This window comes from Cohnella sp. OV330, from assembly GCF_900112065.1.
Classification (GTDB): domain Bacteria; phylum Bacillota; class Bacilli; order Paenibacillales; family Paenibacillaceae; genus Cohnella.
This window is the reverse complement of record NZ_FOKE01000006.1, coordinates 34829-56117: the sequence shown is the minus strand read 5'-3', so window position 1 is coordinate 56117 and position 21289 is coordinate 34829. Positions and strand designations below refer to the sequence as shown.

General features: G+C 60.2%; 24 protein-coding genes. 5 read left to right on the top strand and 19 right to left on the bottom strand.

Translation table 11 applies throughout. The features are described 5' to 3' along the window. Window positions 1–307: 307 nt before the first annotated feature. The 3 genes from hemG to hemE are packed head-to-tail and all read right to left on the bottom strand — an operon-like array spanning window position 308 to window position 3812. Complete coding sequence (hemG, locus tag BM235_RS15440; RefSeq protein ID WP_090114785.1) at window positions 308–1795, bottom strand: protoporphyrinogen oxidase; 1488 nt, start codon at window positions 1793–1795, stop codon at window positions 308–310. Continuing rightward, window positions 1792–2766 (bottom strand): ferrochelatase, encoded by a 975-nt coding sequence (gene hemH, locus BM235_RS15435; RefSeq protein ID WP_090114783.1) that lies wholly within the window; start codon window positions 2764–2766, stop codon window positions 1792–1794. Before hemH ends, hemG begins: the two co-directional genes overlap by 4 nt. Beyond that, window positions 2763–3812, bottom strand: coding sequence for a uroporphyrinogen decarboxylase (hemE, locus tag BM235_RS15430; protein WP_090114781.1), 1050 nt, complete (start codon window positions 3810–3812; stop codon window positions 2763–2765). The genes hemH and hemE overlap by 4 nt, the downstream gene beginning before the upstream one ends. Window positions 3813–3981: 169 nt before the next feature. Between hemE and BM235_RS15425 the strand changes: the two genes are divergently transcribed. Next, entirely contained in the window at window positions 3982–5196 is a 1215-nt protein-coding gene (locus BM235_RS15425; RefSeq protein WP_090114768.1) for an MFS transporter, read from the top strand. Here the strand turns inward: BM235_RS15425 and BM235_RS15420 are convergent. Further along, a complete protein-coding gene (locus BM235_RS15420; protein WP_090114766.1) occupies window positions 5183–5839 on the bottom strand; it encodes an O-methyltransferase in 657 nt (218 codons plus the stop codon). The genes BM235_RS15425 and BM235_RS15420 overlap by 14 nt on opposite strands. A 212-nt stretch (window positions 5840–6051) precedes the next feature. On the opposite strand from BM235_RS15420, the gene BM235_RS15415 reads away from it, so the two are divergent. Further along, entirely contained in the window at window positions 6052–8031 is a 1980-nt protein-coding gene (locus tag BM235_RS15415) for an LTA synthase family protein (RefSeq protein ID WP_090114764.1), read from the top strand. Between the two features lie 74 nt (window positions 8032–8105). On the opposite strand, the gene BM235_RS15410 is transcribed toward BM235_RS15415, so the two are convergent. The 10 genes from BM235_RS15410 to BM235_RS15370 form a co-directional block, all read right to left on the bottom strand. Then, the gene (locus BM235_RS15410; RefSeq protein WP_255374429.1) at window positions 8106–8366 is read right to left on the bottom strand and encodes a YuzB family protein; all 261 of its coding nucleotides are present in this window, start codon (window positions 8364–8366) and stop codon (window positions 8106–8108) included. A gap of 28 nt (window positions 8367–8394) precedes the next feature. Then, entirely contained in the window at window positions 8395–8697 is a 303-nt protein-coding gene (locus BM235_RS15405) for an iron-sulfur cluster assembly accessory protein (protein ID WP_090115433.1), read from the bottom strand. A gap of 79 nt (window positions 8698–8776) precedes the next feature. Beyond that, on the bottom strand, window positions 8777–9997 hold the full coding sequence (locus BM235_RS15400; RefSeq protein ID WP_255374400.1) for a M14 family metallopeptidase: 1221 nt from the start codon (window positions 9995–9997) through the stop codon (window positions 8777–8779). A 171-nt stretch (window positions 9998–10168) separates the two neighbouring features. After that, entirely contained in the window at window positions 10169–10984 is an 816-nt protein-coding gene (gene racE / locus BM235_RS15395; protein WP_090114760.1) for a glutamate racemase, read from the bottom strand. A 170-nt stretch (window positions 10985–11154) separates the two neighbouring features. Further along, window positions 11155–11451 carry a YtxH domain-containing protein gene (locus BM235_RS15390; protein WP_090114758.1) on the bottom strand — a complete coding sequence of 99 codons (297 nt, stop codon included), beginning with the start codon at window positions 11449–11451 and terminating at the stop codon, window positions 11155–11157. Between the two features lie 60 nt (window positions 11452–11511). Then, complete coding sequence (locus tag BM235_RS15385) at window positions 11512–11928, bottom strand: hypothetical protein (RefSeq protein WP_090114756.1); 417 nt, start codon at window positions 11926–11928, stop codon at window positions 11512–11514. Between the two features lie 276 nt (window positions 11929–12204). Continuing rightward, entirely contained in the window at window positions 12205–12867 is a 663-nt protein-coding gene (locus tag BM235_RS15380; RefSeq protein ID WP_090114753.1) for a helix-turn-helix transcriptional regulator, read from the bottom strand. A gap of 102 nt (window positions 12868–12969) precedes the next feature. Beyond that, on the bottom strand, window positions 12970–13410 hold the full coding sequence (locus tag BM235_RS15375) for a DUF86 domain-containing protein (RefSeq protein ID WP_090114751.1): 441 nt from the start codon (window positions 13408–13410) through the stop codon (window positions 12970–12972). A 10-nt stretch (window positions 13411–13420) separates the two neighbouring features. Next, the gene (locus BM235_RS32065; protein WP_158543932.1) at window positions 13421–13558 is read right to left on the bottom strand and encodes a hypothetical protein; all 138 of its coding nucleotides are present in this window, start codon (window positions 13556–13558) and stop codon (window positions 13421–13423) included. A 12-nt stretch (window positions 13559–13570) separates the two neighbouring features. Then, window positions 13571–13858 (bottom strand): Dabb family protein, encoded by a 288-nt coding sequence (locus BM235_RS15370; protein WP_090114749.1) that lies wholly within the window; start codon window positions 13856–13858, stop codon window positions 13571–13573. A 116-nt stretch (window positions 13859–13974) separates the two neighbouring features. Between BM235_RS15370 and BM235_RS15365 the strand changes: the two genes are divergently transcribed. Next, a complete protein-coding gene (locus BM235_RS15365; RefSeq protein ID WP_090114747.1) occupies window positions 13975–14226 on the top strand; it encodes a hypothetical protein in 252 nt (83 codons plus the stop codon). Between the two features lie 67 nt (window positions 14227–14293). On the opposite strand, the gene BM235_RS15360 is transcribed toward BM235_RS15365, so the two are convergent. Next, entirely contained in the window at window positions 14294–14689 is a 396-nt protein-coding gene (locus tag BM235_RS15360) for a cupredoxin domain-containing protein (RefSeq protein ID WP_090114745.1), read from the bottom strand. A gap of 146 nt (window positions 14690–14835) precedes the next feature. Then, a complete protein-coding gene (locus BM235_RS15355; protein ID WP_090114743.1) occupies window positions 14836–15243 on the bottom strand; it encodes a phage holin family protein in 408 nt (135 codons plus the stop codon). 238 nt (window positions 15244–15481) lie between these two features. Here BM235_RS15355 and BM235_RS15350 point away from each other — a divergent pair, with 238 nt between their 5' ends. After that, window positions 15482–16342 carry an alpha/beta fold hydrolase gene (locus tag BM235_RS15350; protein ID WP_090114741.1) on the top strand — a complete coding sequence of 287 codons (861 nt, stop codon included), beginning with the start codon at window positions 15482–15484 and terminating at the stop codon, window positions 16340–16342. Window positions 16343–16420: 78 nt separating this feature from the next. On the opposite strand, the gene BM235_RS15345 is transcribed toward BM235_RS15350, so the two are convergent. Then, a complete protein-coding gene (locus BM235_RS15345; protein ID WP_090114739.1) occupies window positions 16421–17227 on the bottom strand; it encodes an alpha/beta hydrolase in 807 nt (268 codons plus the stop codon). A 173-nt stretch (window positions 17228–17400) separates the two neighbouring features. Here BM235_RS15345 and BM235_RS15340 point away from each other — a divergent pair, with 173 nt between their 5' ends. Further along, window positions 17401–18900 (top strand): IMP dehydrogenase, encoded by a 1500-nt coding sequence (locus BM235_RS15340; RefSeq protein ID WP_090114737.1) that lies wholly within the window; start codon window positions 17401–17403, stop codon window positions 18898–18900. A 651-nt stretch (window positions 18901–19551) separates the two neighbouring features. On the opposite strand, the gene pstB is transcribed toward BM235_RS15340, so the two are convergent. Together pstB and pstA are read right to left on the bottom strand one after the other, a co-directional pair. Further along, entirely contained in the window at window positions 19552–20316 is a 765-nt protein-coding gene (gene pstB, locus BM235_RS15335) for a phosphate ABC transporter ATP-binding protein PstB (RefSeq protein ID WP_090114735.1), read from the bottom strand. 54 nt (window positions 20317–20370) lie between these two features. After that, window positions 20371–21198 (bottom strand): phosphate ABC transporter permease PstA, encoded by an 828-nt coding sequence (gene pstA, locus BM235_RS15330; RefSeq protein WP_255374428.1) that lies wholly within the window; start codon window positions 21196–21198, stop codon window positions 20371–20373. Between the last annotated feature and the right edge of the window lie 91 nt (window positions 21199–21289).

Genomic DNA, 21289 nt, shown 5'->3' with positions numbered 1-21289 from the left:
GCTGATCTTGTTTTTATTCTGATTCTCGTTTGGCTGTTTCTTGCTCCTTGCTTTTGCTGCCACTTGCTGATTTTGTCCTAAGCTGACTCTGATGATTCCTGGCTGTTTCTTGTCCCTTACTGGCTTATTGTCTCTGGTTTATTAGGAGTTTTCTAAAGAGCATACATCCCCTTATTACCTGAGTCATTGGGATAATGGCATGCGGGCGAGAAAAAGAGAGATCGTTTAATGGAGTGGATTTTTTTGGAAGTTAAATCAAAAGCCGCCGCTTCGCCGATAATCGGCAAAACGGCGGTGGATTGTTTCGCTATAAGCTCAGCATTTGGGTCGCGGCGGTTCGTCCCATTTCAACGCAATCGGGCAGGCCTACCGCATCGAACGGAGCTCCGGTCGCGTATACGCCGGGCAGCGACGACGCGAGTCGAGCTCGAAGCGCGGCGATAGCGTCTGTATGTCCGACCGGGTATTGAGGCATCGAGCGGCGAAGCCTGGTGATCTCTACGAATTCGGGCACAGCGGTCAATCCCATCAGCTCTTTCAAATCATGTCGAACGGCTTCGGCGAGACGGTCGTCGGGAATTTCGACGCCGGATTCGTCGCCTGCGCGGCCGACGTAGCAGCGGATCAGTCGCTTCCCTTCAGGTGCCGTATGCCGCCATTTGGCTGACGTCCACGTGCTGGCAGTGATCGTCCGCCCCTCCGAATGGGGAACCAAAAATCCGGAACCGTTCAGCTTATGCCCAAATCGCTTGGCGTCAAAGCCAAGCACAACGTTGGCTACGGATACGTAATTGACCCGCTCCAAAGCCGAGACATCGATATGAGGACTCAGAAGCTCTGACGCCGCGAATGCCGGCAAAGCGAGCAGCACGCGATCGGCTTCATAGGAGGAGCCATCGTCCAAATGTAAGTTGTACGCCCCGGAATTGAGACTTTCATTTGGAGAAATATCCTTCGAAGCGCGTTCGAGCGAGCGGACTCCGATGCCGAGCCGAATGGCGCAGCGATACGCTTGGAGTCGCGCTTGGAGAGCTTCGATCAAGGCGCTCAGTCCGTCGCGGAAGGTCAGGAATGCAGTCGGCGGGATCGGATAGCCGCCGACCGCCTCCGATCTTGCGGCCGCAGCCTTGGCGCCGGCTGCCGGGGCTTTGCGCTTCGCGTCGATCATCCCACGAATGACGCTGCCGTACTTGCGCTCCATTTCCGCAAACTGTGGAAACGTTGCCAGTAGGCCAAGCTTGTACAAATCGCCGGCATGTATGCCTGCGAGAAGCGGTTCGGCGATCGCCTCGACCATCTCTATCCCGAGCCTGCGTTCGAGAAAATCGCCTACGGACTCGTCTTCTTCCGACAATTTGGGCGGAAGGCGCAGCTCGTCGAGCGCCCGCAGCTTGCCGTGCGGCGATATCAACGAATTTTGCGCGAATGCGCCGAGGTCGTTCGGTATGCCTAGATTAAGGCCTTTGGGCATCGGAAGAAGCTTGCCGCCATGGGCCAGGTACGTTTTAACGGCAGCCGGATTCGTACCGACAAGCTCGTCTAACAGACCGAGGTCTTTGGCCAAATGGAGCATCGGAAGCTTGCGTCCCAGAAACGAATCCGGGCCGCGCTCGATAACGAAGCCGTCGCGCCGCAGCGTATTGACTTTACCGCCAAGCCTGTCCGAGGGATCGAAGATAGCGACGCTCGCGCGGACTCCCGCTTCGTCGGCCAGGCGGCATGCGTAAAAGGCGGCGCTTAATCCGGTCAGACCGCCGCCGATGATCGCGATTCGCAGCGAACGTTCGCCGCTCATACTCCGGATGCTCCGGCGGCATCGGCTTTCTCGTCGAATCGGTATGCGGCGCCGATTACCGAATCCGCGAGCGCCTGCATGTATTTGGTATCGTCATTGAGCATCTGAATACGATCCAAGGCAAGTCCGAGCTCCGATGCATGGCGCTTCGCCTCGATATCGATATCGTACAGAACCTCCAGATGATCGGACACGAATCCGACCGGCGTCACGAGCACGAACTTGACGTTCTCTTTGGCGAGCCCGTTCAGCGTCTCCAGAATGTCCGGTCCGAGCCATGGCTGGCCGGTCTGGCCGGCGCTCTGCCATGTGAACTGCCACCGCGAGATGCCGGCGGCCTCCGCGACCGCCTTCGACGTCTCGAGCAGCTGATCCTGGTACGGATCGTTCATCTCGAGGATGCGGGCGGGCAAGCTGTGCGCGCTGAACAATACCAGACCGTCGTCGGCGGTTACGCCTGCTTTGTCCAGTCCGGCAGTGACCCGTTCGGCCAACGCTTCGATCAACGCCGGATGAAGATGATATTTCTCTACGCCGGCGAAAGCGATGTTATGTTGCTCCGCCGCTTCCCGCGCTCTCTTCAAATATCCGCCGACGCTCATCGACGAGTATTGTGGCGTCAACACGATGCCGACGGCTCGCTCGATGCCGTCGCGCGACATCGCCTCGATGCCGTCCTCGATGAACGGCGCCGCATGCTTCAAGCCTTGATAGCATACGTAACGTCCATGCCCCGCCAGCTCGTCCAATCGGCGCTGAAGCGCCTCCACCTGCCGGTTCGTATTTTCCCGCAGCGGAAAAACGCCGCCGACGATCGCGCGGTATCTGGACGTCAAGTCAGCGAGCTGCTCTTCAGTCGGCGGATGTCCCCGTCTGATATGCGTATAATAAGCTTCGACGCCCTCCAAACTCTCCGGCGTGCCGTACGACATAACGAGGACGCCGATCGGCGCTTGGTCGGAACCGCTCATAGGGATACCTCCGATGCCAGCTTTTGGCCAGTATAATCGTGGACGTAGTCGGTAAGCTCCTTCAATTTCTCGAGCGAAGCTTCAGGGAACAAGCCATGTCCGAGATTGAAGATGAAGCCCGGCTCGCGCATGCCTTCGTCCAATATGGCGCGCGCCTTGGCGTGGATGACCTCTTGCGGCGCGGTCAACACGTACGGGTCGAGATTGCCTTGAACGGCGAACCCACCGCCGGTGCGCGCTCGGCCTTCGGAGATGGAGACGCGCCAATCGAGCCCGATCACGTCGGCCCGCAGGCTTTTCATATAAGGTAGCAGCTCGCCGGAGCTCACGCCCGGGAAATAGATCTTCGGGATGGCGATATCCGCGGTCTGCGCGAAGATGCTCTCGACGTGCGGCAGCACGAATTCGGCAAAATCCCGGGGCGCAAGCGCGCCTACCCAGCTGTCGAACAGCTGCACCGCTTGGGCGCCTGAGTCGACGTGCGCGCGCAAGTACGCGGCGGCCATATCGGCGAGCTTGCCCATCAGCTTGTGCCAGACGGCCGGCTCGCCGTACATCAACGCCTTGGTTCGAATATAGGACTTGGAAGGCCTGCCCTCCACGATGTAGCTGGCCAGCGTAAACGGCGCGCCCGCAAACGTAATCAGCGGCACGTCGAGCTCCCGATTCAGGATGCGGATCGTCTCGAGGACATGTCCCAAGTCCCGTTCCGCGTCGATCGGCTTAAGTCGATCCACGTCGGCCTCCGAGCGGACCGGATTGTCGATGACCGGCCCGATATCCTTGACGATATCGAAGTCGATGCCGATCGAAGCGACCGGATTCATAATATCGGAGTAAAGAATCGCGGCGTCCACGCCGAGCTTGCGTACGGGCATCATCGTCACTTCCGCTGCGAGCTCCGGCTGCCGGCAAATTTCCAGCAAGCTGTATTTCTCTTTAATTTTGCGATAATCGGGGTCGTATCGTCCTGCCTGTCGCATGTACCAGACGGGCACCCGGTCTACGGGCTCGCGTCGGCACGCGCGCAAGAAGCGGTCATTCATATTGCAGTATCCCCTTTTAAGTAATTAGGATGGGTCCCGAACACGAAGCGATCATTCGGTTTTATTATGCCCTTTTTGACCGACTGCCACAACCTTCCGCCCTCGGGTCCTTATGACAATTAGTTGACAAACCGTTAAATATCCCGTGAAGAAGAAGCGAGGTGCGCGCTTGGAACGCTGGAAAATCAACTTGGCGGTGCTGTGGCTGGGAAACTTTCTGGTCATGGCCGGCATGACGATGATCACGCCGTTTCTGTCCCTCTATTTGCAGCAGGACCTCGGCGTGATCGGCGAGCATCAGATCGGCGTCTGGGCGGGGCTCATCTTCGCGGCGAACTTCGTCACTTCTTTTTTCTTTCAGCCGCTTTGGGGCAAGCTGTCCGACCGCTACGGACGCAAAGTGATGCTGCTTCGATCGGGATTCGGCATGTCGATCGTCATGGTGCAGATGGGCTTTGCGGCGACCCCTCTCCATTTGCTTCTGCTCCGCATGGCCAACGGCATCATCTCGGGCTACTCCCCTGCGGCCGTGTCGCTCGTCTCAGCCTCGACCCCTAAAGAAAAGATCGGCTTCGCCATGGGCACGCTGCAATCCGGCGGCACGGCCGGCACGATTCTCGGTCCGCTGATCGGCGGCTTGATGGCGGACACGTTCGGCTTCCGGCCGATCTTCTATATTACGGGCTCGCTCATGTTCGTCGCCTCCGCGCTTTCTTGGCTGCTTGTGCGGGAAAGCTTCGACCGGGCCGCAGCCCGCGTCGCGCCGCAAGCCAGCCTTGCATCGGGACTGCGGCAGCTTGCCGCCATTCGACAGCTACCGGCGCTGTTTTCCGTCACGTTCCTCATCCAGTTCGCGATGCTGAGCCCGATGGCGCTCATTCCGATCTACGTGCAGCATCTTCACGGCACGACTGAAAATCTCGCCTTCTGGGCCGGATTCGTCGGCTCGGTGACGGGCTTCTCGAATATGATCAGCGCGCCGCTTCTCGGCAAGCTGAGCGACCGAAAAGGCGCTACGCGCGTACTTGTCTTTTCGCTGCTCGGCGCCGGACTTCTTTTTATTCCACAGGCCTTCGTAGCGAACGTGGGCCAGCTCCTTGTGTGCCGATTTTTGCTGGGCTGCTTCGTCGGCGGGCTTATCCCCACGGTCAACGCGCTCATTCGCCGGCATACCCCCGACGACAAAGTGAGCATGGCGTTCGGCTTCAACAGCAGCGCCGTCGCGCTCGGCAACATGGCCGGTCCTGTCATCGGAGGCGCCTTGTCCGGCTACATCGGCATTGAAGGCCTCTTTCTCATTTCCGCGGCCGCTCTTCTCGGCACCTCGCTCTGGGCGCGAAGCTCGCTCGTAAAAAATGCGCCTGCTGCGATTAGCGGACCATAAACAGCGCGAGACCGTCATAAGAAGGCAAATGCGTGCCAAGCAGACGGGGATCGGTCGCCAGCCGGCGATTGAAATCCCGCACCGCCTGCACGGCCGGTCCTTGCTTCGCTTCGTTTAACGTGCGCCCTCTAAGAAGCGTATTGTCGGCTGCGATCAACGCTCCGGGCGCTGCAAGACCGATCGCGCGTTCAAGGTAGTTCGGATAGTTTTCCTTGTCGGCGTCGATGAAAAAGAAGTCGAAACGCCTTCCCGCTGCATTGAGCTTGTCCAGTGACGCCAACGCGTCACCAACGATCATTTCTGCACAGTCCCCGTAACCTGCCTTCGCTATATTCGCCGTCGCCAGCTCGGCATACTCCGGCTTCAGCTCCAGCGATGTGAGTTTGCCGCCGTCCGCCAATCCGCGAGCCAAGCAAATGCCGCTGTATCCGGCCAGCGCGCCGATCTCCAGCACCGCCCTGCAACGCGCCGCGGCGACCAGCATCGTCAGCAGCCTGCCGTAACCGGGCGCCACCGATATATCGGGCATCCCCCGCTCCCGAATCGATTCGCTAACGCGAACCAGGTCGGCGTCCTCCCCGAACAATCCGTCGAAGTACGCTTCGGGACTGATTGCCCGTCCATCCTCCCGACTTTCCGTCATACGCGGTTCCCCCCTTAAAAATTTGATTCCGCCCTTATCCTAAGCGAACAAAATTATATACGTTGTCCGGCTTTCCTGCAAAATACTGCAAGGTTCGCGTGAAAAAAAGAGGTGGAAGCGTTATACTGTTTTCTGTGTGTAAAGGCCGCCTCGGTCGCGGCAAACCGGAACGGAACTCTCGGATCAACCGGAAAGCGAGGAATTATCATTTTATGAATACACAGCTTCGAACGACAGCCTCGAAGGGCGTCAAGCTGGCGGCCGGCGGTCTTGCCTCTTGGCCGTATTGGGGCGCCATGCTGGTCGTTCTCTCGATCGTATACAAGCTGAATTGGCTCGATCACCAGCTGAACGTCGGGGGCATGAACCATTGGAAATGGAAGGTCAATTACGGCGCCATGGTCATCGCGACCTTCTGGGTGGTCTGGCTCGGGAGGCGGGCTCGCGCAGTATCGCTGGCTCTGCTCGATTTAACGATATCCGTCCTTTTATTCGCCGACCTCGTCTACTTCCGATATTTCAAAGATTTCATATCCATTCCCGTACTCCTTCAGGCGAACCAGGTCAGCTCGCTTGAGGACAGCATCTGGAGCCTGGTTCATCGCGGGGATCTGGTGTTGCTGTGCGACATTCCGGTAGCGCTCGCATATGCCGTATGGGCATGTTGGTACTGGCGCCCGGCGCGGATTGCCCGCCGCAACGGCGGCGTACGGATACGCAGCAGGTCCCGCTCTCGCCTGATGCTGAATACCGCACTGGCAGGTCTCCTGCTCGCGTTGGGAATTTCTATGATCGTAGGACCCGTCAACCAACAAAAAAACGGTTGGGCCAGCGGGCTATTCGTCGGCAATTGGTGGAACATTCCGATTTATAACGTGACTGGCTTGCTTGGATTCCATGGCTACGATACGTTCCGCTATGCCAAGGAGCACTGGTTCAGCGGCGGTGTCAGCGAATCGCAGGTGCAAGAAGCGAAGGACTGGTTCGACGATCGCAAGCTGCTGCAGGAGCAGGCCGAATCGGAGCCGATGTTCGGCGCGGCTAAGGGCAAGAACGTTCTCATGATCCAAGCCGAAGCGTTTCAATCGTTCCTCATCGGCCAGTCGGTGGGCGGACAGCAGATTACCCCGAACCTGAACGCGCTGGTCGGCAAAAGCTTGTATTTCTCCAACTTCTATCATCAGACCGGACAGGGCCGCACGTCGGACGCCGACTTCCTGACCAGCTGCTCGCTCCATCCGATGCCTACGGGTTCCGTATTCATTAGGTTCGCGGACCACGACTTTAACTGCCTGCCGGAGATCTTGAATGCCGAGGGCTACGATACGACGGTCCATCACGCCTACGACGGCAGCTTCTGGAACCGCAACAATATGTACCACAACATGGATTACGGCAAGTTTTACAGTATCAAGGACTTCGACGACGACGAGCCGCTCGGTTGGTCGATCGGCGACAAATCGTTCCTGCAGCAGACGGTCGACCAGATCAAGGAACGCGGCGCATCGCCTTTCTATGCCTTCGCGATCACGATTTCCGGCCATCATCCTTTTAATCTGCCCGATTACAAAACCGAATTCGAAGTCGGAGATTTCGACGGGACGACGTTCGGCGATTATATCAAAGCTGCGCACTACGTCGACGCCGCCATCGGAGAGCTCGTGGATCGGCTGAAGGATGAGGGACTGTGGGACAACACGGTGCTCATGATGTACGGAGACCACGACAACTCGCTTTACGACAAAAAGCCTTACGAACAGCTGCTTGGAAAATCGCTGTCCGACGAAGAGATGGACGCGATCATTCGCAAAGTGCCCTTCTTCATTCACTTCCCGGGCGACGAACATGCCGGCGTCAGCGAAAAGGCGGTCGGGCAGCTCGACACGGCCCCGACCATCATGCAGATGCTCGGCATCCCGATGGGAGACAACAAGATGATGGGCGTCAGCATGCTGTCCGCCGCAGAAAAGCCCGTCGTCTTCCGGACGGGGGGATTCACGGACGGCAAGGTGTACTATATGCCTTCGAACGGCGGCATGGCCGATGCGGGATCCTGCTACTCGCTCGCGGACGGCACGGCGACGGACCTATCCGCATGCACGGCAGGCAAGGCAGCGGCCGATCGTGAGCTTCGCGTATCGGACGTCGTCGTCGAGCACGATCTGCTGCCCGAACTTAAAAAAGAAGACTGACCGATCGATCGATAAAAGATAAACACGGTCAAAAAAAGAGCGCTCCGGCTGTTAAACGCCGGGCGCTCTTTGAATTATTTGCGGGCTTTGATAAACGGCTTGATCTTCTCGAGCGCCTCGTCTTCGGTCGGCGCGGCGATGTATCGGCCGTTGATGAAGATGAACGCCCGCTTGGCGCAAGGGCCGCAGTACGACTTGCAGCCGACGCGGATCTCGGCCGCCGGGTCCAGCTTCTGCAGCTTGCTCGTCAGCGTCTTGACCCGAGTATGGTTGCACTTGTCGCAAAAGCGAATGTCGTTGGGGCTTGGGCCCGCATTGGGGTCCGCGGGAGGAATAACGCGGACCTCCGGGGGCGCACCCCGATCAATGATCGCCATGGTTCCCTTTGCTCGGATTCGTAATCACGAAGCCTTCCTGCGGAAAATAGAGATAGTCGACCTTGACGCCGTCAAGCAGCTCGATGCCCTTGGTCAGCAGGACGTCGATACCTTTATCTGTAGAGACGATCTCGTCGTCCGCTGCCGGCTTGGACATGTCCAGGCCGTAGTGGGCGTGATCGCCGTGGCTGTGCGTAATCAGGACGCGAAGATACAATCCTTCGTTCTCCGGCTTGTCCAGCTCGAGCTTCAGGATCTTGGCCGCATTGCGCGTAATCTTGCATTGCATGATCGTATTCACTCCAATCGTCGGCATCTCTCCCTGCGGATGACAGGCCTCGCCGGGGAGATCATGTTCTATTGTATATTCACCCGGGGCTTAAGTCCAGCGCTTCCGTCAGCAGCCGCAAACAATCGTCGTACACGTCCTCGAAAGCCGAGAGCGGCAGCGGATTGCGCCCGCAGCCCGCTTCGACGGTAAAGCCTGGCCGGCGATACTTCGCGATGAACCAATCCTTGTAACCCGCGTCGCTGCCCGTCAGCGCTATCGGCCGATAACCTGAAGCGAGTCCGAGGCGGTGCGCCCAGATCTTCGACTCCGGCGGCTCGAGTCCGCCGTAGTTCCAATAGATCTCCTCCCCTTGCGTGTGGAGCGCGATGACCGCGTCGAAGCTCTGCGCCTCCGTGAACGCGGCAAGCGCCGCCGCCTCCGGCTCGGAGAGCGGCGCGTCGCCGCTATAATCGCGCGGTGCAGGGCCGGGCACCCCGCGTCGGCGGCGCTCTTCCTCCCAGCCCGCCGGAAATTGGTCGTTCAGATCGACCCCTCTGGCATTGGCCTTCCAATTGCGGAAAGAAGCGGAGCCGCGGTTCCACCGGCCGATCCGCGCGGCGAGCGGATGATCCGGCCGCAGCCCCTCCTGCACGAGCTCGACGCCGTCGGGATTGACCATCGGCACGACCCACAGCGTCGTCCGCCGATACAGCTCGGCCGCGTCGAAGCCGCCGATCTGCGTCTTGCGGCGGCAAGCCCGGCCGTAATCCTCCAGGAAGCGCATCGCGATGAGCGACGTGATCCACTCGTTGGCGTGGAGGGACGCGTTCAAATGCCAGCGGAACGGACCGTCCCCGATGCCGGCCGCAAGGATCGGCTTGCCCATGACGCTGCTCCCGATCGTAGCCGTCTTTATGAACGGAAACGCGCTAACCAGTCGCTTCAGGTCGGCTGCCACCCGGTCCGGCCCGTAGATGGACGAAGGCATGACGATGCGACCCGCAGGCGTAGGCAGCGCGATTCGCGTCCCTGGCGCCGGGTCGGCTCCTGCGGGCAGCTGCGGATTCAGCTCTCTCAGCCGGCGATCCGCGCAGCCGAGCCATTCGGCGATCCCCGTCAGCGAATCTCCCGGCTGTACGATATACATGCGCCTATGCGCAGGTCCCGCGGGCACGTACAACAGCTCGCCCGCACGGAGCGGCTCGTCGGCAGGCCGCTGCGGGTTTGCATCGACAAGTTCGCGGATTCCCACACGAGCCGCGCGGGCGATCGACTTGTACGTATCCCCGCTTGCTGCCACGTATTCTTCCATGCGCATTTTACGATCCCTCCCTGCGTCCGCTGCGCGCAGCGCTAGGCTCGCCTTCCCCTTGCGTCGATGCGGTATATTTTTGTATGCCGCGGCAGGCGGGGATATGACGCCGGAAAACAAAAACGAAGCCCTCCGGCCGTCTGAGAGACGACTGGAAGGCTTCGGTAATTGGCATGCTTATGCGCCGATATGCGGCACCTGCCAGACGACAGGCGTCAGCCGGATCTGTTCGCCGAGCCAAGTCTGGGCGATCTCCCGGAACTTAACCGGATCCCCGCTGCAAAAAAACTGGTGCAGCGGCGCTCCGTCCGCCTCCGCAAGCTGACCGGACCGCTCCAAGATCGAGCGGATCTCTCTGGCGGTCTCGTCGGCCGAGCTGATGAGCGCGACGCCCGGTTCCATCGCTTCGGAGATCGCGTCGGCGAGGAACGGATAATGGGTACAACCCAGGATCAGGCTGTCCAGGTGCTTGCCCCGCAGCGGCGCGAGCGACGACTCCACGATCGACTGCGTTCGCTCGGACCGGAAATTGCCGTCCTCCACGAGCGGCACGAAGCCCGGACAGGCGCGGCTGACGACTTGGACGCTGCCGCCCGACAGCGTGTTCAGCGCCGCCTCGTAGGCGCCGCTGCGTATCGTGCCCTCCGTCCCGATGACGCCGATGACGCCCGTTCGCGTGCGTCCTAGCGCGGCGCGCGCGCCGGGACCGATGACGCCGACGACGGGCACGGAGACGCGGCCCGTGATATCCTCGAGCGCGACGGCCGTTGCCGTATTGCAGGCGATGACGATCATTTTCGGATTGAATTGGACCAGATAGTCGACAATCTCCCGGGTAAATTCGACCACTTGCTCGGCTGAGCGGGACCCGTAAGGCGTGCGCGCCGTATCGCCGAAATATAAAATCTTCTCTCGGGGTAGCTGACGCATCACTTCTTTGACGACTGTCAGTCCGCCCACGCCGGAGTCCAGGACTGCGATCGCTTGTTGCACGAGAACACCGCTTTCTGCTAAGGAGATGACGAATCTAGATAAATTATGAGATTTTCGCGCAAAAGGTACCTACATATTAGCGCATATTCAGATGCGGTTCAAGGCATGAAGCGGCGCCGCCCGGAAGCTCAGGACGGCGCTGGCTTGCAGCTTAGGCCGCGATCCTGGTATCAGATCGCCTCGGCGTCGTCGGATGCGGATGGGCTCTCCTCCGCGCTCTTCTTGGCGAACTTGGCGCGCAAGCCTCCGGCCCAATCCGCGGACTTTTTCGCCGCCGTCTGCGCGGCGTTGCCTGCCGCCTTGCCGAGATCGGCCGTTTTCGCGCCGACGAGCTGAGCCGTGTCCGCGATATCCTTGCGAAGCTCCTTGCCGGGCTTCGGCGCGAAGAGCAGCGCTGCGGCCGCGCCGAGCGCGGCGCCGGACAGCGCTCCAAAAAGGAATGATTTAACAACCTTGCGTTCTGCCATCGTGAATCCCTCCGATTTTCGAATTCCGTCGTGCCTTGCGTCGGATCCGCGCTTGCGGCGTCAGCCGGTCCTGCCTTCGCCTTCGGAAGGAGAGACTTCGCGGGGCGGTCCGTCGCATTGTTCGTCGGCCGAATCCGCGTCTCCCTGCGTCCAGCGGACGAACCGCCCGCGCCAGGCATCCATGAACGCCGCCGCAGTCTCGGCCGAACGGGCAGCGGCTTCGCCGAACGCCCTGCCGCCCTCGGCCAGCCTTGCCGCGGACCTCGCCGCGCCGCGGCACAGCTCCGCGGCCTCCGCAGCGCCCGACGCGAACCGGCTCATCTGCCGCAGCGATTCGGCGCCTTCCGCCTCCAGCGTCTTGGCCGCCTCCCTGCAGGCGTTCAGCGCACGCGCCGCCGACATCCCCGCGAGCAGCGCCGCGATCGCCACGGCCGCGAACATGACCGCCGCAGCGTATCCTGCGATCGTCCAGGCCATCGTCTCTCCTCCCTCCGAATCGAACCTTCGCTTGTGAAGCCGGGCATCCGCCCATGCGCTTAACACAGTATAAGAATATGCGGCCCGTCCTGACACATCGGACTAGCTTTATTTTTAACCTGACGTTCGACCGCCCAATGCATCTGCTATTAGCGCCGCCGTTAGCGCTCACTCCCCGTCTTGCAAGTCGCGCGAATACGCTGCCCGCAGCGCAGCAAAAAGCCGGCCGGAAGCTTACCGCCTCCGCCGGCTATGTTTACGCCAGTATTTAGCCTTTTAAGAAGTCGCGGCCCGTTCCTTCGCAGGACGCCGGATCGCATAAGCGCATTTCGCCCCGCCGTCCGCGATGCATTCGGTCCGCTTGACCTCTGCGCCCAGCAGCGCCTCGAACAGCTGCTGCTCGCAGCGGCAAGCCTCGCGGTACTTGCCCGCGACCTGGGCGATCGGACAGTTGTACTCGTACAACGTGAACCTTTCGCCCGCACCGTCCCGCTCCCAATGGGACATATAGCCGCCGGCCTGCTGGATCGCGGCCAGCTCCGCTACACGCTCCTCGAGCGTCGCGCCGGCCATCGCCGACTTGTGCCTGGCGATGAGCTTGTCGCGGCGCCCTTCGAACATGCGGCCGATAATCGCCTCGCCCGCGGGCTCGTCATCGAGCTCTCCGAGGAGATCCAGCGCGAGCTGCGGATAATTTTTGGGAAACAGATCGTCCGCGCGCGGCGTCAGGCGGTAGATGGAAACGGGCCTGCCCATCGCCTGCTTCACCGTCTCGGCTTCGACGAGTCCCTCGCGCTCCAGCGCCTGGACGTGGCGGCGGACGCCCATCTCCGTGATCGACAGCGCCTGCGAGAGCGAGGCGATGCTGCTGCCGCCGCCCGTACGGAGCGTCTGAAGCAGCTGCTGGCGTGTTGTCCTTCCTTCGTCATGCGGCAGCATAGGCCTCTCCTCCCACGTGCGAACGGCGCCAAACCAAAAAAGCCGCCCGCTTATGCTCCTATTGTATAGGAATAAGCGGGCAGCGTAAATTGCCAATCCTCGTCAGCGAGGCTGCTCCCAGGGATCTAGCTCGCTGCGCAAGTATTGTTTTACCGATTCGGAAAACGAATCCAGCAGCGCCTTGAGCTCGCCTGTAAGCGGATGAAGCTGCTGCCGTTGCCACAGATCGTAGTCCTGCACGAGCGGCCTGCGAAGCGATACGAGCGCGCGCAGACGCTCGGTCAGGCGCTCGCCGATAACCCCTTCGCCGCCGATGACGCCTACGATATCCTCGTAGCTGCCCGCGTCGCGCATCATGAAGCCGTCGATCAGGAAGCTGCCGACGTCCGTCACGATCTCGAGCGCCAGATGCAGGCAGCGCTCCTGCGCCAGCCCCTGCAGCAGATCGCCTTGCCACGAAGCCGCGAGTCCGGACGATGCGTCGCCCAAATCCGGCACGCAGCGCAGCCGGCTCGCGATCGCTTCTCTATTCACGTAGTACATGCCATCACCCTCAATCTTTCTTGCCGCGCTTGTTGCGGCCTTTGCGCCGCAACCAATAGACCATGATCAACGCGCTGATGATGATCACCAGCAGATAAGTCATCATTTCGTACAGGTCGCCGGCACCGGAGTCGGTCGTCGTATTCAATGCTTCCGCCCCTTAGCTCTCGTAATCGACGACGGCTTGCGTTTCGCGAGCGACCGTCATATGCTCGATGACTTTTTTGTGTTCGGGATGCACCTGGTACGCCTGCATGTCCTCCAGGGAGGCGAACGTCGTCACGAGCGAGATGTCGTAGGAACGCTCGGAATGAACGACGTCCGTGCCGACTTCGATCGACAGCAGCTGCTCGATTTTCCCTTCCATGTTGCGGAGCACGGCCGCCGTCTTGGCGACGCTCTCGGGGCTGCGGTCCTTCAATTTGAACAATACGATATGGGTCAGCATTTTTTGTCCCCTTTCTGGATTGTGCGCATGTATCCGTCCGGCTATCCCGCATGTCCGTCCGGCGCGACGCGCATACTATACGCATTCTCGCTGGACGCCGCGGAAGGAGGCAGGTCATGCGGCTCACTTATACGATCGTGTTCACGGTGATCGGACTTGCGCTATGCTTGTTCAACGCGACGGGATACGATCCCCACAACGCCTTTTTGTTCATGTTCAGTGTGCCGATCTGGTTCGTGGAGCTGTTCGGCGACATTCACAAGGTCAGCGTGATGGGTATGTACGCGCTCACCGTGCTCAGCTACGCCGTCATCGGAGCGGTTTGCGACTACTTGATCGCAAGGCTCTACAGGCGAAGAAGCGCGTGACGGACGAAACGACCTTATGAAAAAAAGGAGCCGGCAACGGCTCCTTTCTCCTTTGCGCAAGGAAACGCTATTCCACGATGATGGTCGACTTCATCGTCGAGTGGCCTTGTCCGCACATGATGGTGCAGTGCAGCTCGATCGTCTTGCCCTTGTCGCTCTCGGGGAACGTATAGTCCGCTTCCGGCTTGTCGGCGCTCAGCTCGAGGCCGGCAGCTTCGATACCCGCGCCGTGCACGCCCAGCTTGTTCGAAAATTTGATCTTGTAGTTCGTTCCGGCCTTCACGTGATACTCCGCTTGGTCGAACTTGTACCCTGCCGATGTCGCGGTGATCTTCAGCAGCTCCTGGCCTTCGGCCAAACCTGCTTCCTCGCTCTCGGGCTTCGCCGGCAGATCGTTAGCCAAGAGGTACACAGCAAAAAGACAGGCCACGACAAGCAAAGCCGGCATGATCCATTTAAACATCGTTGCTCCCCCTGCTTCCTCGAAATGTCTACCTCTTATATTACCTAAAAGGGGCGCTTCAACTCAACTATTGACGACGTGAAAGCGTCAACTTTTTTTCACATTTGACAATTTGATGAACGATCTATTAATAATTTTTGCCATTTTTACGATTTTAAATCATCGTCCTTGCTTTTGCTTTTCAGGATCTGAACGGCCTGCTTCAACCGCTCCGGAAGCGGCAGGCCGAGCCGCCCGCAGTTTTCGATGATCGAGATCAACTCATTGGCCAAATAAAAATAAGTCGCGCCCCCCATAACTGCGTTCATGCCCGATAATTGGTCGATGCGGTGGCAAACGAGAAGCACAAGCAGCATCAAACCCTTTTTCGCCAGCCCCCTGAAGCCCGTCCGACTGTTCAAGCCGGGGCCGGAACGGACTGCCGCGTACACGCCCGTCACATAATCGACGCCCATCGCGACGACCAGAAGCGTCAGCGCTTCGCTCCACATGCCGAATGCGAAAGTCAGCACCGAACCGGCCACGGCAACCGCGCAGTTCAACGTCCAAGACATCCCTTTCCCTCCCCCCGAGCCGTACGTTCGTCCGGGATCCGCCGGCAGGCTCCTTACAACGTATGCGCGCGGGACAAGACCCGAGGCGGCACAGTCCCTCTTGAACATATCTTGATCCGCGCTTGAGCGTGAGGTTGCCGGGACAAGGGTAAGGACATTTGAACGGACCGCTGCCACCGGGTTTTGAGCGGCAGCGCCGATTCGCAAGCGGAGATCAATCAGAGCAGGAGGGATTGCGATGTCGCATTACGTGGAAAGCGAGCAAGGCGTCCGTATTTACGTCGAGGATATCGGAGCGGGCACGCCCGTCATCTTCCTTCACGGCTGGCCGTTCAATCACAAAATGTTCGAATATCAGTTCATGGAGCTGCCTAGGCTCGGCTACCGGTGCATCGGCATCGATCTGCGCGGCTTCGGCAAGTCCGACGCGACCTGGGACGGCTACAATTATTGCAGCCTGGCGGACGACGTCAAAGCGGTCGTCGACCGGCTCGGCATCACCGGCGCGACGCTCGTCGGCTTCTCGCTAGGGGGCGCGGTCGCCGCGCGGTACATGGCCCGCCATTCGGGACACGGCATCTCCAAGCTGCTGCTGGTCGGGGCAGCCGCGCCTTCGTTCGTGCAGCGCGAAGACTTCGTCCTCGGCACGCCGCCCGACAAGGTCGACGACATGATCCTGCAGGCGTACGCGGACCGGCCGACGCTCGCCGCCCAATTCGGCAAAATGCTGACGGCTTCGAAGCCGAGCGCCGGCATGTCGGCCTGGCTGCAGTCGCTTGCCTTCGAAGCCTCCGCCGTCGGCACTTACAAGGCGCTCGAGTCGCTGCGCACGGAGGACCTGCGGGAAGACCTTCCTCTCATCCGTGTCCCTACGGCGATTTTCCACGGGGTTCAGGACGAGATCTGTCCCTTCGAGCTTGGGGAAGAGATGCGACGTCTCATTCCGGGATCGACGCTCCATCGCTTCGAGGACAGCGGGCACGCGCTGCTATTGGAAGAGCCCCAGCTGTTCAGCGAGCGGCTGACGGCGTTTCTCGCGGATACGCTCATCGTGCCCGAGCCGATCGAGGTAACGCCGGAGCAGACGCCGATTCTATAACGGCGGATTTCGCCGCATAAAGAAGGCTTGGCCCGGATCAACCGGACCAAGCCTTCTTTTGACGCCTTTAACGTCTCGTTAAAACCCTTGCGTCTTCAGCCAAGCCGCGGCAGCGGACGTCCACCCGGAGGCGAACGGATGATCCTCCGCCAGTCCGATGCCGTGCGCTCCGCTGCTGTAGACGTGAAGGTCGAACAGTACGCCCTTCTCCCGCAGCGCCGCGGCGAACAGAAGGCTGTTCTCGACCGGCACCGCGGCATCGTCGGACGTATGCCACAAGAAGGCCGGCGGCGTCTCGGACGTCACGCGAAGCTCCGCTGACATCGCGTCCACGAGCGCCGCGTCTGGCGACTCGCCGAGCAGATTCTGGCGGCTGCCCGCGTGCGTGTGCGGATCCCTGAACGTGATCACGGGATAACAAAGCACGATCAGGTCCGGCCGGTCGGATACGCGATCGGTCTCGTCCGCCGCCTCCGGATTCGGACCCTCCCACTGGGTGCCGGCCGACGCGACCAGATGGCCGCCCGCCGAAAAGCCCAGCAGGCCGATGCGGCTCGCATCGACGCCGAATTCCGCCGCGCGGGCGCGCACCGTGCGGACCGCGCGAAGCGCGTCCGAAACCGGCGCAGGGTGCTTATATGGCGCGACGCGATATCGCAGCACAAAGGCGGAGATGCCGAGGCCGTTCAGCCACTTCGCGACCGGTTCGCCTTCGTGGGCGGCCCGTACGCCGTAGCCGCCGCCCGGCGCCACGATGACGACCGGACGGTCGGTCCCCTCGAGCAAATAAGGAAATAGAGCGGGCCGGTCCTCCGGCGTGTCGCCTTTGGCATATGGAGCTCCATCCGGCCAGAGCAGTCGTTCTTCTGGGGTAAGCGCTGACATTTTCGCACCTCGATCGGAATCAGAATCGTCTTTCGTCACCCTATATCCTAGCACACCGTTCTCCATTTGCCGATAGATTCGCCGCGATTCGCAAACATCCGTTGCCAAGCCCGCGCGGTCGTGCTACTATTGTTAAAATTTATCGAGCGAGAGCTATGGGAGGACGATAGACAGTGGCCAAATATTATACGGAACCTTCGCGCACGTTCAGCGAATATTTGCTGATCCCGAACTTGACGAGGCGCGAATGCACGACCGAACGCGTATCGCTCCGAACGCCGATCGTCAAGTACGGCAAGGACGAGCAGCCCCGCCTGTCGCTCAACATCCCCTTCTCCTCCGCCGTCATGCAGTCCGTCTCCGACAATGCGATGGCGGTCGCCCTCGCCCGCAGCGGCGGCATCTCGTTCATCTTCGGTTCCCAGCCCGTCGCCGAGCAAGCCAGCATGGTCGGCAAAGTCAAATCGTTCAAGGCCGGCTTCGTCGCGAGCCGCTCCAACCTCACGCCGGATCATACGCTCGCCGACGTCAAGGCGCTCAAGGCATCGACTGGACATTCTACCGTCGCGATCACGGACGACGGCACGCCGCGCGGCAAGCTGCTCGGCATCGTCACGAGTCGCGATTACCGCGACAGCCGCGACCCGTCCGACAAACCGATTCGAACGTTCATGACGCCCTACGCATCGCTCGTCTGCGGTCGGTCGGGCATCACGCTGCCCGAAGCGAACGACCTCATTTGGGAGCATAAACTCAACGTCCTGCCCGTCGTAGACGAGGATCAGCGGCTCGAGCACCTCGTTTTCCGCAAAGATTACGACGCCCACAAGGAATATCCCCTCCAACTGCTGGACGCCAAAAAAAGCTACGTCGTAGGCGCCGGCATCAACACCCGCGACTATGAAGAGCGCGTGCCCGCCCTCGTGGCGGCCGGCGCGGACATCCTCGTCATCGACGCCTCCGACGGCTACAGCGAATGGCAGCGCGATACGATCGAATATATCAAGTCCAACTTCGACATTCCGGTCGGCGCCGGCAATATCGTCGACCGCGAAGGCTTCAGGTATCTCGTAGAGGCCGGCGCCGACTTCGTCAAGGTCGGGATCGGCGGCGGCTCCATCTGCATCACCCGCGAGCAAAAAGGCATCGGCCGAGGCCAGGCTTCCGCGCTGATCGAGGTCGCCGAGGAGCGCGATCGTTATTATCGGGAGACCGGCATTTACGTCCCCCTCTGTTCCGACGGCGGCATCGTGCACGATTACCACATCACGCTCGCGCTGGCCATGGGCGCCGACTTCGTCATGATGGGCCGCTACTTCGCCCGGTTCGACGAGAGTCCGACGCGCAAGCTGAAGGTCGGCAACAACTTCGTGAAGGAATTCTGGGGCGAAGGCTCGAACCGCGCGCGCAACTGGCAGCGGTACGACAGCGGCGGCAAGGAAAACCTGCTGTTCGAGGAAGGCGTCGATTCGTACGTGCCTTACGCCGGCGGCCTGCAGGAGAACCTCGACAAGACGCTCGGAAAAATCAAGTCCACCATGTGCAATTGCGGATCGATCAGCATTCCCGAGCTGCAGCGCGAGGCCCGCATCACGCTCGTGTCCGCGACCAGCCTCGTCGAAGGCGGCGCGCACGACGTCATGATTAAAGAAACCGGCCTGTCCGGGGATTAATACGCGCGAGATCGGCCCGCACTCCTGCGACGGAGCGCGGGCCGTTGCATTTCGCTCATTGCCGGAGTTATGCCGTTTTTTCTGCTGCATGCCATTATCCCTTTCGCTCAGGACGCGATCCTCGGCCGTTCCGCGCACCATTTCCGTGCCTCTTCGCGCGCCATGCCATTATCCCCTTGCTCAGGGCCACGACCGTTTCAGCCATCTCATCCATTTTGCGGACCTCAAATTCGTTATTCTTCTCTATTGCGCCCAAAATGACGTCTGATCGGACATACGATCCGTTAAAATGTCCAAATTTCCGCTGCGTTGGCCATTAGACTCGATTTAACGGATTTATAGTCCGCCTCCTCCAATAAAAGCCGATTTTCGAACTAATAACGGAACTGTGGTCCGCGTCCTTTAGTTGCTGCAACAGCATAGATGGTACGCCGGACCGCCCTCATCCAGATTCATCCCATAGACAGCTATCGCAATAACAAACGAATTGAGGAGACTCGCTCCTGAGCGAGTGGGATAATGGCATGAACAGCCGATTCCGAGCATACTGCCTGCGACGATGAGCGAGCCAACGGTTGTCGGTTCGAAGCGCAAGAAAAAAAGCCCAAGGCCAAATTTGCGCCTTGAGCCGGTAAACACGATAACCTGCAATCAGCCGAATCTCCCGCTGATATAGTCCTCCGTCCGCTGGTCGGACGGATCGGAAAAGAGCTTCTCCGTCGCGCTGTACTCCACCACTTCCCCGTTCAAGAAGAAGACGGTCTGGTGGGAGACGCGCGCGGCCTGATGCATGTTGTGGGTGACCATGACGATCGTGTAGCGGTCCTTCAGCTCTTGCGCGAGCTCCTCGATCTTGATCGTGGAGATCGGATCGAGCGCCGACGTCGCTTCGTCCATGAGCAGCACGTCGGGACCGACCGCGAGCGCGCGGGCGATGCACAGCCGCTGCTGCTGACCGCCCGAGAGGCTGAGCGCGGAGCGCTTCAGGTGATCCTTGACCTCGTTCCAGAGCGCCGCGGAACGCAGGCTGCTCTCGACGATCTCGTCAAGCTCGCGGCGTTTGGTGATGCCGTGCAGACGCGGCCCGTAGGCGACGTTGTCGTAAATAGATTTGGGAAACGGGTTCGGCTGCTGGAACACCATGCCGACCTTTTTTCGTAGCGTCTCCACATGAACGTCGCCGCCGTAAATATCGGTCCCGCCGATCTCGATGCTGCCCTCCACCCGCGCGCCCGGAATCATGTCGTTCATCCGGTTCAGCGTACGGAGCAGCGTCGATTTGCCGCAGCCCGAAGGCCCGATAAAGGCGGTAATCGCCCGCTGCGGGATTTCCAGGGAGACTTGCTTCAGCGCCTGAAAGGCGCCGTAGAACAAATTCAGCTTGTTGATTTCAATGAGCGCCGTTGCTTGCACGATAAATTCCTCCTTGACTACGATAAGTCCGATGCGATAATTCCAGCCGCGTGTCGGCTAGCCCTTCATTTTGCGCGCCTTCATCCAGAGCGGCAAGCGGAATACGAGATTGATGGCCAATACGATCATGATCAGCACGGCCGTCGCCTTCTGCGCGATGTCGCCGGCGTCCGGGACGATCGCTTCGGATTGGACATACCACAGGTGCACGGCGAGCGTCTCGCCGGGCGACAACAGGTTGAAGTCCCATAGCTCGCCCGAAGTGGTGACCCCGGCGGTCAAGATGATGACGGCGCTCTCGCCGAATGCGCGTCCGGCGGTCAGGCAGATCCCGGTGATAATGCCGTTCAGGGCGACCGGGATGAGTACGGTACGGATCGTCTGAAGATGCGTGGAGCCGAGCGCGAACGAGGCGTTCTTCAGCTCCGTGGGCACCGACCGCAGCGACTCTTCGGTCACGCGCGTCAGCATCGGCAGGTTCAGGAACGCAAGGCTGACCGCGCCGCCGAGTATCGTCAGATCGAGATGAAAAATGTCTACGAACAGCGAGATGCCGAACAGGCCGAAAATGATCGACGGGACCGAGGACAAGCCTTCGACGCAAATGCGGATAAAGCCGATAAAGCGGTTGTCCGGCGCGAACTCCGCCAGGTAGATGCCTGCGGCCATGCCGAGCGGGATCGAGATCGCGAGCGACAGGAACAGAATATAAAACGAGTTGAACAGCGCGGGACCGATCCCGCCGCCTTCTTCGATCTCGCTGGGCAGTCCGGTCAGGAAGTCCCAGGTCAAGTTCGGCAGTCCCTTGCGCAGCAGCATGAACAGCAGGCCGAGAATAAACAGGATGACGATAATGCCCAGCGCCCAGACGAACACGTTGAATATCCGGTCGTTTCTGGCGGCGGAGCTTGACGATCTCGCGAACGCGTTCGCACGGCGGACGGCCGCAGTTCCGGGATTGGAGCCGGGTACCGGC

What these genes read in the sequence shown, in the direction of transcription:
- hemG (WP_090114785.1), bottom strand. Translation starts at nt 1,795, where the DNA reads ATGAGCGGCGAACGTTCGCTGCGAATCGCGATCATCGGCGGCGGTCTG.
- hemH (WP_090114783.1), bottom strand. Translation starts at nt 2,766, where the DNA reads ATGAGCGGTTCCGACCAAGCGCCGATCGGCGTCCTCGTTATGTCGTAC.
- hemE (WP_090114781.1), bottom strand. Translation starts at nt 3,812, where the DNA reads ATGAATGACCGCTTCTTGCGCGCGTGCCGACGCGAGCCCGTAGACCGG.
- BM235_RS15420 (WP_090114766.1), bottom strand. Translation starts at nt 5,839, where the DNA reads ATGACGGAAAGTCGGGAGGATGGACGGGCAATCAGTCCCGAAGCGTAC.
- BM235_RS15415 (WP_090114764.1), top strand. Translation starts at nt 6,052, where the DNA reads ATGAATACACAGCTTCGAACGACAGCCTCGAAGGGCGTCAAGCTGGCG.
- BM235_RS15405 (WP_090115433.1), bottom strand. Translation starts at nt 8,697, where the DNA reads ATGCAATGCAAGATTACGCGCAATGCGGCCAAGATCCTGAAGCTCGAG.
- BM235_RS15400 (WP_255374400.1), bottom strand. Translation starts at nt 9,997, where the DNA reads ATGCGCATGGAAGAATACGTGGCAGCAAGCGGGGATACGTACAAGTCG.
- BM235_RS15390 (WP_090114758.1), bottom strand. Translation starts at nt 11,451, where the DNA reads ATGGCAGAACGCAAGGTTGTTAAATCATTCCTTTTTGGAGCGCTGTCC.
- BM235_RS15385 (WP_090114756.1), bottom strand. Translation starts at nt 11,928, where the DNA reads ATGGCCTGGACGATCGCAGGATACGCTGCGGCGGTCATGTTCGCGGCC.
- BM235_RS15380 (WP_090114753.1), bottom strand. Translation starts at nt 12,867, where the DNA reads ATGCTGCCGCATGACGAAGGAAGGACAACACGCCAGCAGCTGCTTCAG.
- BM235_RS15375 (WP_090114751.1), bottom strand. Translation starts at nt 13,410, where the DNA reads ATGTACTACGTGAATAGAGAAGCGATCGCGAGCCGGCTGCGCTGCGTG.
- BM235_RS15370 (WP_090114749.1), bottom strand. Translation starts at nt 13,858, where the DNA reads ATGCTGACCCATATCGTATTGTTCAAATTGAAGGACCGCAGCCCCGAG.
- BM235_RS15365 (WP_090114747.1), top strand. Translation starts at nt 13,975, where the DNA reads ATGCGGCTCACTTATACGATCGTGTTCACGGTGATCGGACTTGCGCTA.
- BM235_RS15360 (WP_090114745.1), bottom strand. Translation starts at nt 14,689, where the DNA reads ATGTTTAAATGGATCATGCCGGCTTTGCTTGTCGTGGCCTGTCTTTTT.
- BM235_RS15355 (WP_090114743.1), bottom strand. Translation starts at nt 15,243, where the DNA reads ATGTCTTGGACGTTGAACTGCGCGGTTGCCGTGGCCGGTTCGGTGCTG.
- BM235_RS15350 (WP_090114741.1), top strand. Translation starts at nt 15,482, where the DNA reads ATGTCGCATTACGTGGAAAGCGAGCAAGGCGTCCGTATTTACGTCGAG.
- BM235_RS15345 (WP_090114739.1), bottom strand. Translation starts at nt 17,227, where the DNA reads ATGTCAGCGCTTACCCCAGAAGAACGACTGCTCTGGCCGGATGGAGCT.